Source organism: Rhizobium sp. KDH_Rht_773_N (assembly GCF_052946295.1).
This window is the reverse complement of the sequence record NZ_JBRFNB010000002.1, coordinates 875,575-889,715: the sequence shown is the minus strand read 5'-3', so window position 1 is coordinate 889,715 and position 14,141 is coordinate 875,575. Positions and strand designations below refer to the sequence as shown.

At 63.0% G+C, this 14,141-nt stretch carries 9 protein-coding genes; 1 reads left to right on the top strand and 8 read right to left on the bottom strand.

Annotated elements, in window-relative coordinates; genetic code table 11:
- Positions 1-6: 6 nt before the first annotated feature.
- From ACU8HS_RS26045 to ACU8HS_RS26020, 6 genes are read right to left on the bottom strand one after another with little or no spacing between them, the layout of a single operon-like run.
- Positions 7-897 (bottom strand): peptidylprolyl isomerase, encoded by an 891-nt coding sequence (locus ACU8HS_RS26045; RefSeq protein ID WP_447016017.1) that lies wholly within the window; start codon positions 895-897, stop codon positions 7-9.
- Positions 898-902: 5 nt separating this feature from the next.
- Positions 903-1,634 carry a respiratory nitrate reductase subunit gamma gene (gene narI, locus ACU8HS_RS26040; protein ID WP_112757570.1) on the bottom strand — a complete coding sequence of 244 codons (732 nt, stop codon included), beginning with the start codon at positions 1,632-1,634 and terminating at the stop codon, positions 903-905.
- Between the two features lie 13 nt (positions 1,635-1,647).
- A complete protein-coding gene (narJ, locus tag ACU8HS_RS26035; protein ID WP_447016016.1) occupies positions 1,648-2,358 on the bottom strand; it encodes a nitrate reductase molybdenum cofactor assembly chaperone in 711 nt (236 codons plus the stop codon).
- Positions 2,358-3,884, bottom strand: coding sequence for a nitrate reductase subunit beta (gene narH, locus ACU8HS_RS26030; RefSeq protein ID WP_447016015.1), 1,527 nt, complete (start codon positions 3,882-3,884; stop codon positions 2,358-2,360). Before narH ends, narJ begins: the two co-directional genes overlap by 1 nt.
- Positions 3,881-7,624: a nitrate reductase subunit alpha gene (locus ACU8HS_RS26025; protein WP_447016014.1), complete on the bottom strand. Its 3,744-nt coding sequence runs from the start codon at positions 7,622-7,624 to the stop codon at positions 3,881-3,883. Before ACU8HS_RS26025 ends, narH begins: the two co-directional genes overlap by 4 nt.
- A gap of 15 nt (positions 7,625-7,639) precedes the next feature.
- Positions 7,640-10,390, bottom strand: a complete 2,751-nt coding sequence (locus ACU8HS_RS26020; protein ID WP_447016013.1) for a nitrate/nitrite transporter — start codon at positions 10,388-10,390, stop codon at positions 7,640-7,642.
- A gap of 240 nt (positions 10,391-10,630) precedes the next feature.
- On the opposite strand from ACU8HS_RS26020, the gene ACU8HS_RS26015 reads away from it, so the two are divergent.
- The gene (locus ACU8HS_RS26015) at positions 10,631-11,359 is read left to right on the top strand and encodes a cyclic nucleotide-binding domain-containing protein (protein ID WP_447016012.1); all 729 of its coding nucleotides are present in this window, start codon (positions 10,631-10,633) and stop codon (positions 11,357-11,359) included.
- A 109-nt stretch (positions 11,360-11,468) separates the two neighbouring features.
- Here the strand turns inward: ACU8HS_RS26015 and ACU8HS_RS26010 are convergent, their stop codons facing one another.
- On the bottom strand, positions 11,469-13,637 hold the full coding sequence (locus ACU8HS_RS26010) for a methyl-accepting chemotaxis protein (RefSeq protein WP_447016011.1): 2,169 nt from the start codon (positions 13,635-13,637) through the stop codon (positions 11,469-11,471).
- A 194-nt stretch (positions 13,638-13,831) separates the two neighbouring features.
- Positions 13,832-14,119, bottom strand: coding sequence for a DUF2934 domain-containing protein (locus tag ACU8HS_RS26005; protein WP_112569838.1), 288 nt, complete (start codon positions 14,117-14,119; stop codon positions 13,832-13,834).
- Positions 14,120-14,141: the final 22 nt, after the last annotated feature.

The following is a 14,141-nucleotide window of genomic DNA, read 5'->3' as shown; positions in this document are numbered from 1 at the left end:
ATCTCCCTATTGCACCAGAGGGGTTGCGGCACCGTCAAGCACGATGCCCCGTATATCGGCACGGCCGATCAGCAGCGAAATATACTGAGCCGTCGCCTGCCGGCGGACATGCTCCTCCAGATAGCTGGCGATCCGGCCCCTGACCGCCTCGAACGGCAAAAGCGAGCCTTCGATCTTCCGCGCCAGCCGGATGAGGTGGACGCCGTAGCGGGTTTCGACAGGGCCGGATATTTCACCCTCGGCGAGGCCGGACAGCGCCGTCTCGAATTCCGGCGTCGTGTCCCCGATGCTGATCTGGCCGAGGCTGCCGCCGACTTCCCGCGAAGGGCAATCGGAACAATCCCTGGCGAGATCCGCAAACCGCTCGGGCTGCCGCATCAGGACGGCCGCAAGCGAAGCCGCCCGCTCCCGCGCTTGTGCGAAAGCGGCCACATCCTCCCGCCTTCCGGCGATCAGGATATGGTCCGCCTCGAACAGCGGCGGGGTCAGGAAGCGCTTGCGGTTGTTTTCGTAGAAGCGCCGCAGCGTTTCCTCGTCCGCTTTCGGCGTTTGTACTTCCCGCTCCAGGAGCAGACGCAACAAGGAATCCTCGTCGGTCTCGATCCGCCCGTCCGCATCGGCCCGCGGCTCGGCGACAATGCCAAGTCGGCGCGCCTCCTCCAGAAGCAGGTGGCGAATGACGAGCGCCCGTGTTGCGGCGTGCCAGGCCGCCCCCGGATTGACCGCCGGAAAATTCTGCGTCTCGGCGGCAATTTCCTTGCGGGAGATCGGCACGCCGTTGACGCTCACCGGCGGCAATATGACCGGGTCGGAAGAGCGAGCCGGCGCGTGCTGATGCCGGTGATCGTGATCCGTCCGGGCGTGCGTACCGGTGCGGTCGATGACGATCGAGACCATGGCCGTCACTCCGCCGGATGCCGGTAGGAACGGGCGGCCAGCTGTTGCCTGCTGAAGCGGCTGCGCACGACCTGATAGCCGGGGCGACCGATATACCAGACCGGGGCGCTCCAGACATGGACCAGACGCGTGAAGGGAAACAGCAGGAAGATCGTCATGCCGAGCAGCAGATGCAGCTTGAAGATCGGGTTGACGTCCGAGACATAGGCGGCGGCGGCCGGCTGCAAGGTCAGGATGCCCTGCGCCCAGTTCATGAACTTCACCATCTCGTGGCCGTCCATATGGTGGAGCGAGACGAAGATGGTGGAGAGGCCGAGCGTCAGCTGCACCCAGAGAACGAGCAGGATCGCCATGTCGCCGAAGCTCGAGGTGGCGCGGATGCGCGGATCGAAGAAGCGGCGATGGGCAAGCAGCGATATGCCGATGAAGCAGGCGATACCGGCCAGGCCGCCGACGACGATCGCCAGCCCCTGCTTGAAACTGTGCGGAATGCCGAGCGCATCGAAGATCACGATCGGCGTCAGCAGGCCACCGGCATGGCCGATGAAGATCACCAGGATGCCGATGTGAAAGAGGTTGGAACCCCAGCGCAGCTGCTTTCGCCGGAGCAGCTGCGAGGAGCCGGTCTTCCAGGTATATTGCTCACGATCGAAGCGGATCAGGCTGCCGAGCAGGAAGACGGTGAGGCAGAAATAGGGATACCAGCCGAAGAGCGCGGAATTGATAATCTGAGACATCGTCGTCCTCCTTTCAAAGCGGGTTGCTGCGTGCATCGCGATGGGCCGCGCGCAGGCGGGTCTGAAGCCTCTCGGTGGAACATCCGTCCATCGCGCCGCTTCCCGGGCCGAAGGTGACGGCCGTTTCTTCCCATTCCGCATCGAGCGCGGCGAGGTCGCCGCTCACCGGATCGAGAAGGTCGTCGTCGCCGGACGCCGTGAGCGAGACACCGGCCATGCCGCGGATTGCCGCCAGGACGGCGGCATAGGGAGAATTGCGTGCGGCAAGACGCTCTTCCAGCGCCCCCAGGATGTGGACAGTCTCGGACAGGAGGTTCAGAGCCTCCTCCAGCGGTCGCGTCGACAGATATTCCAGGAAAAGCGGCAGATAATCCGGCAGTTCGTTGGCGGCCAGCACCAGCCCGCCGCTCTCGTAGAGCGCGGCAAGATCGACCATCGCCTGGCCGCGATCGCGGCTCTCGCCATGCACATGCTCGAAGAGATGCAGCGAGAGGCGCCGCGTCCTGTCGAAGAGCTCGACATAACGCTCCTGCAGCTCGAAGAGATCGCGCGAGCCGAGATCGTCAAGCAGCGGCTGAAGCGCCGCTGCGGAGGCTGCCGGCACCAGCCGCTCCGCAGCGATCGCCTCCGCAATCTCCGGCGCCCCGGCGCAGAGCTCGGCTGACGGATAGGTCAGAAGCGCCGAGAGCGCCCGGAAGGTGAGAATTCCCCGGCTTTCGGCCATCACGCGATCTCCATCGGATTGGAGGCCTTCTTGACCTGTTTCGTGCCGAAGAGGTTGGTCTCGCTCGTGCCGCCGGAGCAGCCATTGCCGAAAGAGAAGCCGCAGGAGCCGCGCAGGTCAAAGGCGTCCTCGCTCCACTCGCGGTGTGCCGTCGGGATGACGAAACGGTCCTCGTAGTTGGCGATCGCCATGACCCGGTACATGTCCTCGATATCGGCGCCGGTGAGCCCCACCTTCTCGGCGATCCTTTCGTCGATGCGGCCATCGATCGACTTGGCGCGCATATAGCCGCGCATGGCAAGCATGCGCTCCAGCGCCAGGGCCACCGGCTCCTCGTTGCCCGCCGTCAGCAGGTTGGCAAGATATTGCAGCGGGATGCGCAGCGAGCGGACGTCCGGCATGTCGCCGTCGAGGCCCATCTTGCCGGCGGCGGCCGCCGACTGGATCGGCGAAAGCGGCGGCACGTACCAGACCATCGGCAGGGTGCGATATTCCGGATGGAGGGGGAAGGCGACCTTCCAGTCCATGGCCATCTTCCAGATCGGCGATGTCTTTGCCGCCTCGATCCAGGCTTCCGGCACACCGTCGGCGCGCGCCTGGGCGATCACCTTGGGATCCTTCGGGTCGAGGAAGAGATCGAGCTGCGCCTGGTAGAGGTCCTTCTCGTCGGGCGCGCTGGCCGCAGCCTCGATACGGTCCGCATCGTAGAGCAGAACCCCGAGATAGCGGATGCGCCCGACGCAGGTTTCCGAGCAGACGGTCGGCTGGCCGACCTCGATGCGCGGGTAGCAGAAGATGCACTTCTCCGACTTGCCGGACGACCAGTTGTAGTAGATTTTCTTGTAGGGGCAGCCGGAAACGCACATGCGCCAGCCGCGGCACTTGTCCTGGTCGATGAGAACGATACCGTCCTCCTCGCGCTTGTAGATGGCACCCGACGGACAGACGGCGACGCAGGCCGGGTTGAGGCAATGCTCGCACAGCCGCGGCAGATACATCATGAAGGTGTTTTCGAACTGGCCGTAGATGTCCTTCTGGACGCCCTCGAAATTCACGTCCTTCGAGCGCTTTTCGAATTCGCCGCCGAGGATCTCCTCCCAGTTCGGACCCCATTCGATCTTCTCGATACGCTCGCCCGAAATAGCAGAGCGCGGCCGGGCGGTCGGAAATGCCTTCGATTCGCCCGCCGTATGCAGATGCTGGTAGTCGAAGGTGAAAGGCTCGTAATAATCGTCGATTTCCGGCAGATCCGGATTGGCGAAGATATTGGCGAGGACGCGCCACTTTGCGCCGATCTTCGGCTCGATCGTGCCGTTGCGCCTGCGCCGCCAGCCGCCGTTCCACTTTTCCTGGTTTTCCCATTCGCGGGGATAACCGACGCCGGGCTTGGTTTCGACATTGTTGAACCAGGCATATTCGACGCCTTCGCGGCTGGTCCAGACGTTCTTGCAGGTCACCGAGCAGGTGTGACAGCCGATGCACTTGTCAAGGTTCAGCACCATTGCGATCTGGGCACGGATCTTCATTCTGCAGCCTCCTTCGGTGCATCGGTTGAAAGCGGCTCCTCAAGCCAATCGACCTTGGACATTTTGCGCACGACGATGAACTCGTCGCGGTTCGACCCCACGGTTCCGTAATAGTTGAAGCCGTAGGCGAGCTGGGCGTAGCCGCCGATCATGTGCGTTGGTTTCAGGACGGTGCGCGTCACCGAATTGTGGATGCCGCCGCGGTTGCCGGTGAGCTCGGAGCCCGGCGTGTTTATGATCTTCTCCTGGGCGTGATACATCAGCATCATGCCCTGCTTGATGCGCTGGGAAACGACGGCGCGGGCCGTGAGCGCGCCATTGGCGTTGAAGACCTCGACCCAGTCGTTATCGACGATGCCGGCCGACTTGGCGTCCACCTCGGAGATCCAGACGACCGGACCGCCGCGATTGAGGGTCAGCATCAACAGGTTGTCGGTATAGGTCGAGTGAATGCCCCATTTCTGATGCGGCGTCAGGAAGTTGAGGACGATTTCCTTGTTGCCGTTCGGGCGGCGGTCCTTGACGACGCCGATCGTCTTCAGATCGACCGGCGGCTTCCAGGTGACGAAACCTTCGCCGAAGGCCCGCATCCAAAGATGGTCCTGATAGAGCTGCTGGCGGCCGGTGAGCGTGCGCCAGGGGATCAGTTCGTGGACATTCGTATAGCCGGCGTTGTAGCAGACTTTCTCGCTCTCGATGCCCGACCATGTGGGCGAGGAGATGATCTTGCGCGGCTGCGCCTGGATGTCGCGATAACGGATCTTCTCGTCTTCCTTGGGAATGGCGAGATGGGTGTGATCGCGGCCGGTCGCCTTCGACAGGGCATCCCACGCCTTCACCGCCACTTCGCCGTTGGTCTCGGGGGCGAGCATCAGAATGACCTCCGCCGCATCGATATCCGTGTCGATCTTCGGCAGGCCTTTTGCCGCGCCTTGCGAATGGACGCCGTTGAGGGCACCGAGCGCTTCGACCTCATGCTCGGTCTTCCAGCTGATGCCCTTTCCGCCGTTGCCGACCGAGGTCATCAACGGCCCGAGTGCGGTGTAGCGGGCATGGATATTCGGATAATCGCGCTCGATGACCGCAACCGAGGGCATGGTGCGGCCGGGGATCGGCTCGATCTCACCTTTCTTCCAATCCTTGACGTCGAAGGCCTGGGCCATCTCGCCGGGGCTATCATGCTGGATCGGCGTGAGGACGACATCCTGCTCGACGCCAAGCACTTCCGGTGCGATGCGCGAAAAGGCCTTGGCGATGCCCTTGTAGATTTCCCAGTCGGAACGCGCCTCCCAGGCCGGATCGACGGCTGCCGACAGCGGATGGATGAAGGGGTGCATGTCGGAGGTATTGAGATCGTTCTTCTCGTACCAGGTGGCGGTCGGCAGGACGATGTCGGAATAGACGCAGGTGGTCGACATGCGGAAATCGAGCGTCACAAGCAGGTCGAGCTTGCCGCGCGGCGCCTCGTCATGCCAGGCGACCTCCTTGTTGCGAACCGCACCCTCTGCCCCGAGATCCTTGCCGATGACGCCGTTTTCGGTGCCGAGCAGGTGCTTGAGGAAATATTCGTGCCCCTTGCCCGAGGAGCCAAGCAGGTTCGACCGCCAGACGAACATGTTGCGCGGCCAGTTTGCCGGATCGTCGGGGTCGTCGCAGGAAAGCTCGAGTTCGCCGGACTTCAGCCCCTTGGCCACATAATCCTTCGGCTCGAGGCCGGCTGCCTTCGCCTTGGCGGCGATCGAGAGCGGATTGGCCTTCAGTTGCGGTGCCGAGGGCAGCCAGCCCATGCGTTCGGCGCGAACGTTGTAATCGATGAAGCTGTTTTCCCAATCGCCCTCCGGCGCGGTCGGCGACAGGATTTCGGCCGCGGTCAGCGTCTCGTAGCGCCATTGATCGGTATGGGCATAGAAGAAGGATGTCGAATTCATGTGGCGCGGCGGGCGCGCCCAGTCGAGCGCGAAGGCAAGCGGCGTCCAGCCGGTTTGTGGCCTGAGCTTCTCCTGGCCGACATAGTGGGACCAACCGCCGCCCGACTGGCCGATCGCCCCGCAGAAGACGAGGAGATTGATCACGCCGCGGTAGTTCATGTCCATGTTGTACCAATGGTTCATGCCGGCGCCGATGATGATCATCGAGCGGCCATTGGTCTTTTCGGCATTGGTGGCGAACTCGCGGGCAACCGTGATGATCGCATCGCGCTTTACGCCGGTAATGCGCTCGGCCCAGGCCGGCGTGAACGGCACGTCGTCGTTATAATCGCGGGCGACATTCGCGCCGCCGAAACGGCGATCGAGGCCGTAATTCGCCATCATCAGGTCGTAGACGGTGGCGACCTTGACCGGCTTGCCGTCTGCATCGGTGATGGTGCGGACGGGGACGTTGCGGGTCAGGATCTCGTCATGCGCGGTCGAGACGAAATGCTCGGTGGCGCGGCCGCCGAAATAAGGGAAGTCGACGCCCTCGATCGCGACGTTTTCACCCGCAAGCGAGAGCTTGAGACAGATGTCGCGGCCGTGGCCGTCCTTCTGCTCGAGGTTCCATTTCGCCTGTTCGCCCCAGCGGTAGCCGACCGAGCCCAGCGGAGAAACCAGCTCGTCCGTCGCCTCGTCGATCGCGACGGCCTTCCATTCCGGGTTGTTGGTTTCGCCGAGAGCGCCTTTCAGTTCGGATGCCCGCAGCATGCGTTCGGGAACCAGACGACCGTCCCGCTCGGCGAGCCGGACCAGGAACGGCATGTCGGTATAACGACGTGTATAGTCGTCGAAATAGGGAACGGACCGATCGAGATGATATTCCCGCAGGATGACGTGGCCCATGGCGAGCGCAAGCGCCGCATCGGTCCCCTGCTTCGGATTGAGCCAGATATCGGCGAATTTCGTCGCCTCGGCATAATCGGGGCTGACGACGGCGCTCTTGGTGCCCTTGTAGCGGACCTCGGTATAGAAATGGGCATCGGGCGTGCGCGTCTGCGGTACGTTGGAACCCCAGACGATGATGAAACCGGCATTGTACCAGTCGGCGCTTTCGGGCACGTCGGTCTGCTCGCCCCAGGTCTGCGGGCTTGCCGGCGGCAGGTCGCAGTACCAGTCGTAGAAGGACATGCAGACGCCGCCGAGCAGCGACAGGTAGCGCGCCCCTGCCGCATAGGAGACCATCGACATGGCCGGGATCGGCGAGAAGCCGATGATGCGGTCCGGGCCGTGCGCCTTGATCGTATAGGCGTTGGCGGCGGCAATAATCTCCGTCACTTCGTCCCAGCTGGCCCGGACGAAGCCGCCGTGACCGCGGATGGAAATGTAGGATTTGCGCTTCTCGGCATCCTCCACGATCGAGGCCCAGGCGGCGACCGGCGACATCGTCGCCCTCGCCTTGCGCCACAGCTTCAGGAGGCGGCCGCGGATCATCGGATATTTCACCCGCGCGCCGGAATAGAGATACCAGCTGTACGAAGCGCCGCGCGCGCAGCCGCGCGGCTCATGGTTCGGCAGGTCCGGCCGCGTGCGCGGATAGTCTGTCTGCTGGGTCTCCCAGGTAACGATGCCGCCCTTGACGTAGATCTTCCACGAGCACGACCCCGTGCAGTTCACGCCGTGCGTGGAGCGGACGATCTTGTCGTGTTGCCAGCGCTTGCGATAGCCATCCTCCCAGGAGCGATCCTCGCTGGTGACGACGCCGTGGCCGTTCGAGAACTGACCGACATTCTTTCGGAAGAAGGTTAGCCGGTCGAGGAAATGAGACATGTATTTCTCCTGGTCTTATTCGGCGGCAGCCGCGTTGCCGGCGGCGCGGCGCCTGCCGCGTTCGATATCGTGAAGGAGGCCACCCCTGCGGGTGTAGGCGACCCAGGTGAGGGCGAGGCAGCTCACATAGAAGATGAGGAAGGCCCACAGCGCGGCTTCTGCGCCGCCGGTGAAGCTGATCGACAGGCCGTAGCCCATGGGGATGAAGAAGGCGCCGAAGGCGGCGATCGCCGACGTGAAGCCGGTGATTGCAGCCGCCTCCTTCTCCGCCTGCAGGCGACGGGTCTCGGCGCTCGCATCGGGCATCAGCCGTGCCATCTCCTTGCCCATGATCGCCGGGATCATCTGGAAGGTCGAAGCATTGCCGACGCCGGTTGCGAAGAAGAGCACCAGGAAGGAGATGAAGAAGCCCCAGAAAGCACCCGGCTGGTCCTTGGCGGCGATGAACCAGAGCACGCTGCCGGCACCCGCCATCATCAGCACGAAGACCCAGAACGTGACCCTTGCGCCGCCATAACGGTCGGCCAGCCAGCCGGTCCCCGAGCGGGAAATCGCTCCGACGAGCGGCCCGAGGAAGGCGAATTGCAAGGCGTTGACATCGGGAAACAGCGTCTTGGCGAGCAGCGGGAAGCCGGCCGAATAGCCGATAAAGGAGCCGAAAGTGCCGGTATAGAGCCAGCACATGATCCAGTTGTGCCGACGCCGGAAGATGACGGCCTGTTCGGCGAAGGACGCCTTGGCCGAGGCGATGTCGTTCATGCCGAACCAGCAGGCAAAGGCGGAGACGGCAATGAAGGGCACGAAGAAGAAGCCGGCATTCTGCAGCCACAGCGGAGCATCGCCCGCCGCAGTCTTGGTCATCGCCGGGTCGCCGCCCAGCCAGCCGAAGATGCCGGCGGTGATGACGAGCGGAACCACGAACTGGACCACGCTGACGCCGAGATTGCCGAGCCCGGCATTGAGCGCCAGCGCGTTGCCCTTCTCCGACTTCGGGAAGAAGAAGGAGATATTGGCCATGGAAGAGGCGAAGTTGCCGCCGCCGAAGCCGCAGAGCAGGGCGAGCAGAAGCAGGACGACATAAGGCGTCTGCGGATTCTGCACGGCAAAGCCGATGCCGAGCGCGGGAATGATCAGCGACCAGGTCGTCAGCGTCGTCCACAGCCGGCCGCCGAAGATCGGCACCATGAAGGAATAGAAAATCCGGAAGGTCGCACCCGATATGCCGGGAAGCGCCGCCAGCCAGAAGAGCTGGTCGGTGGTGAAGGTGAAGCCGACGAGCGGCAGCTTTGCAACCACCACAGACCAGACCTGCCAGACCGCAAAGGAGAGCAGCAGGGCCGGAATGGAAAGCCAGAGGTTGCGGCGGGCGATCCGGCTGCCCTTTTGCGCCCAGAAGGTCGCATCCTCGGGACGCCAGTCTGTGAGCACGGCTTCGCTCGCACGCGGCTCGATCGCCGGCGTCGGCATGCCCTGCATTTCCGGGAAAGGCGGCAGGGCATCGAGCGTCTTCTGCGCCGCGCCGCGCTCCATCTGGCGGATGGAGACATGCATCCACACGAGCGCGACCGCGACCAGCAGGAACAGTGCCATGAAGCAGCTGGTCCAGAGCCCCGTCAGGTCAAGCAGGAGCCCGAAGAGGATCGGCAGCACGAAGCCCCCGAGGCCGCCGATCATGCCGACCAGGCCGCCGACCGCGCCGACATGTTCCGGATAGTAGACGGGGATATGCTTGTAGACCGCCGCCTTGCCGAGCGCCATGAAGAAGCCCAGGATGAAGAGAACGGTCGTGAAGCTCACCAGCCCCATTTCGATATGGAAGGAAACGGGGCCATGGAGCGTGCGAACGACATAGTCCGCCGGCGGATAGGCGAGGATGAAGGTCGCCACGATCGAGACCAGGAACGTCCAATACAGCACACGGCGCGCACCGTAGATATCGGACAGGCGACCGCCATAGGCGCGCAGCAGGCTCGCCGGCACGGAGAAGAAGGCTGCGATGATGCCGGCGGTGCGGATATCGAGGCCGTAGACGCCGATCAGATATTCCGGCAGCCAGAGAGACAGCGCGACAAAGGCACCGAAGACAAAGAAATAGTAGAGTGCGAAACGCCAGACCTGGATGTTCTTCAGCGGCTCAAGCTCAAGCCAGGCGCTCTTTGCCTTCTGACCGGTGCGGCGGCGTTCGGCATGAACGGGATCGTCCTTGGTGATGAACCAGAAGAGCAGCGCCGTAATCACCAGCGCTGCCGCCCAGATCTCGGCGACGGCGTGCCAGCCCCAGGCGACCAGAACGAGGGGCGCCAGCAACTTGGTGACGGCCGAACCGACATTGCCGGCGCCGAATATGCCGAGAGCCGTGCCTTGCTTGCCCGGCGGATACCAGCGCGATACATAGGCGACACCGACGGCAAACGAACCGCCGGCAATGCCGACACCGAGTGCGGCGAGCAGCATCTGAGGGTAGGTTTGCGCAAAGGTCAGCAGGAAGGTCGCAAGCGCGGCCGCCAGCATGGTCGTCACGAAAACGAGACGTCCGCCATAGATGTCGCTCCAGATGCCAAGCACGACCCGGATAAGGGACCCGGTCAGTATGGGCGTTCCGACCAGAAGGCCGAATTCTGTTTCCGTGAGCCCAAGTTCCTGGCGAATCTTGATGCCGATGATGGCGAAGATCGTCCAGGCCGCAAAACAGACCGTGAAGGCAATCGTGCTTGCGGCAAGAGCGTTGCGTTGTTGTTTGCTATCGACTTCCTGGAAGGCAAGCATGGCCGTATTCCGTCCGTGGCAAGATGAACCGTCTTCAGTCTCGACATGGGTAACGGCGATCGCATTGAGCGACTTTGATTTCAGTCAAATAGAAATCGGGAAATGCAGTAAATATGGAAGAACAACAATGTATAGGATCAGGATAACAAACATAAACCCGACAGTTGATCTTAGTATTTTATACGCTTGATAATAATCAAGCACACGCCGGACACTCCCGGATGGGACGCGGAGAAATATATGATAAGACCGGAAAATGCCGCCAAGGTTCGACAGCTCGAATTATTTGCGACAGGAAGCGAGACAACGTTCCTGTCATTCACCGAAACAGGTTTCGTGCAACGGTTTCCCCGCGGCATGGTCCTCTTTCGGGAGAACGAACCGGCCGATTTTCTCCATGTCGTACTCGGCGGAACCGTCGAACTGTTTGCGGGAGCGGACAAGCGCGAGACAACGCTGGACATCGTCCGTCCGGTCGGCGTCTTCATTCTCGCTGCAGTCCTGAACGACGAGGTCTATCTTCAGTCCGCCCGAACGCTCGAGCCGTCTGACATCCTGATGATACCCGCCGAGAAAGTGCGTGCCGCGATGGACGCCGATCCCGGCTTTGCACGCGCGATCGTGATGGAGCTCGCCAGAAGCTACCGCCGCACCATCAAGGATCTCAAAGGCATGAAGTTGCGCACCGGCGCCGAGCGGCTGGCAAACTGGCTGCTGCGGGCCGACAAGGAGCAAGGGGGCACTGGCGAGATCGATATTCGCATAGAAAAACGTACCCTGGCCTCGCGCCTCGGCATGACGCCGGAGAACCTGTCGCGAGCCTTCTCGACCTTGCGCCCGCATGGCATCGAGATCGACGGATCGAGGGTAGAGATCGTCAGGCCCGACGCGCTGATCGCATTCGCAGCGCCGGACCCGCTCGTCGACGATCCGGAAGTTTCCCCGCCGGCCGGCCGGCCCGGGCGCTGACTGCCGGGGCAGCCGAAGGCTGCGCCGTCTCCGTCCGGCTTTCCTTTTCGCACCGGCATGCGCGCCGCAGCAAGCGAACGGAGACGCCCCTCATGGACATGCTGCACGGTCAGGCCGCTTCGGACGCTCGCGGCAGATCGCTCACCGGCCCGTGGCCGGCTTGAAACGTCTCGAGCTGTATCCTCAGATCCTCGGCCTGGGCCGCAAGAGAACCGCTGGCGGCATTCGTCAGCTCGACCATGGACGCATTCTGTTGCGTGATCTGGTCGAGCTGGCCGACCGTCGTCGTGATCTGCGCGAGCGCGACGGATTGTTCGACCGAGGACTGCACGATCGTGGTGATCTGCCGGCTGATGACTTCGACATGCTTGTCGATGCCGGTCAGCGCTTCGCCGGCCTTGCCGACCAGGGTTACACCGCCCGACACATCCTTCGACACCTGCTCGACGAGCTTCTTGATCTCGCGTGCGGCAAGAGCCGAACGCTGCGCGAGTTCACGCACTTCCTGGGCGACGACGGCAAATCCCTTGCCTGCCTCTCCCGCTCTGGCGGCCTCTACGCCGGCATTGAGCGCCAGCAGGTTGGTCTGGAAGGCGATCTCGTCAATGACGCCGATGATCTGTCCTATCTGGTCGGACGATCTGTTTATCGCCTGCATGGCGGCAAAGGTATCGGCAGCGATCTTGCTTGCCTCGGCCGTATCGGCATTGGCGATGCCGACGGATATCTTTGCTTCCTCCGCGCCGCCAGCCAGCATCTTGACCGCCGCGGCAACCTCCTCCAGCGCCGCGGAGGCCTCCTCGATGGCGGTCGCCTGGCCAGCGGTGCGCCGGGCAAGATCATCGGCGGCGGCATGGAGATCGCCGCAGGCTTCGTCGATCGACCGGGCATTGTTTCCGGCAAGGGACACGACGCTCTCGAGCGCTTCAACGGATTGATTATATCCAAGGCGCAGCATCTCCAGGTCTGCCGCCAGCGGCCGCTCGATCCGATAGCGAAGGTTGCCGGCGGCCAGTTCCCGGAGACCGCGGTTCAACTCGTGCACGGCGCTTTCCAGTTCGCCGGCGCGGATCGCCCGCTCCCGTTCCCGTCTCTCGGTCTCTGCCTGACCTTCTGCAAGGCGAAGCATTTCCTGCTCGTGCTCGAAAACGGCCCGGCTTCTTGCCGCCTCGGTGGCGTGACGGACGGCCTGCGCCAGCGTGCCGATCTCATCCTTGCTGGTGATGGCGACCGCGGCCTCGTCCGCCTGCCCATCGGCCAGCCGCTCAACCGCCCCGGTGAGCTGCTTCAGCGGACGCGCGACGCCAAGCCCGATGGAGATCGACAGGAACAAGGCGAGGCCGGTCGCTAGGCCCAATACCAGACCGATGATCACCAGGGCTCGCAATTGCAGCCGCTCCCGGCCTTCGGCATCTGCCCGCAGGGAGGAGAGTACCTTGCCTTCCATGACATGCATGGCATCGATGCGCTCGGACGCGGCCTTATGCCATTGCGCCGCATCCCAGCCGCTGAGATCGATGCTCGCCCCGCCGCTGATCAGGTTTTGGCGCATCGTTGCAAGCGCCGACGGCCTGTCGGGAGAGACGGCGTCGATCTCCTGCGCAAGCGCGGGATGGATCTGCCTGAATTCATCGAGCAGCACGGCCTGTGCGCCGTAGAGCGAGGAAAGCTTCAGGATTTTCCCGGCATCCATATGGCCCGAGGAAATCGTCGCATTGCCGAGAGCCCGTTCCTGGCCGGCAAATTCCTTTGCGAGAGAAAGTTGGTTGTAGCCGGCAATCTGCGACATCATTCCGCTCGCCGTGGCCGGAGAGGCCAGCGCATGAGACATGGCAAGGAAACGGCCGATGAGGTGCGTGTAGAACAGACTGCTCTCATCCGATGTCACAGCGCCTTCATCGACCTGCCTGCGAAACGCGGTCAGTGCCGACAATTCCTCCGGTCCGACACCGGATTGAAGCTTCCGGCTTGCGGGCCACGCCTGCAGCGCGGCCGATACCAGCCGGTCTGCCTCCAGCCGCGTATTCCTGAGCTGACCCGCTTTGTCCGGAACACCCCGGCCAAGCAGGGTCGCGGACTGCCCACGCTCGGTCTGCAGCTGATGAATGGCATTGGCAATGTCCGAAACCTGCTCGGTGACGCTGACCAGGGTCCTGGCTTCCTGGTAGGCGCGCAGGCTTCCGTCGAGCCTGTCATAGGAAAGACCAGCCACGACGAGCAGCGGAAGGCAGACGGAGAGCAGAATTCTCTTTGTAATCGCGACGTCAGACAAACGCATGAACGATAGCTCCGCATGAGGCCGGCCTCATGCCGAGATACCGCAATTCATTTTCGGCCGCCCTGCCCTACGAGCCCGCGTGTCCCTCGTCTTTGCTGCACCGCAAACAGGACTGGACTTTCAGGTCCCGCGACCTCTCGCCAACCGTTCGATTGCCGCCTCTTCGCCGCCGATAACCCGACATCCCGCTCGGTTCAGTGTCGCGTCACGCTCCCGGTTGTCTTGGCCGGCTTTGGTGGCGGGGATGTCGTCGGAACGCTTTGGGCACCGCCCTTCGCCTTCGCTGCACTTTTCGGCTTTGCCGGAGCGCCCGCTGCCTTTGCGGAGCGAGGTTTCCTGGCAGCCTGGCCATCCGTCTCTACGCTAGCGACGATTTCCTGAAACGCCTGCAGCCAATGTTTCAGGTCCTCACCGTGGGGCCGGCCTTCCCGCTCCCAGATTTCGTAGGCACGCTGCCTGATGCGATCCTCGTTCGATGCCATCTGTCCCTCCTGTGAAGCTGTT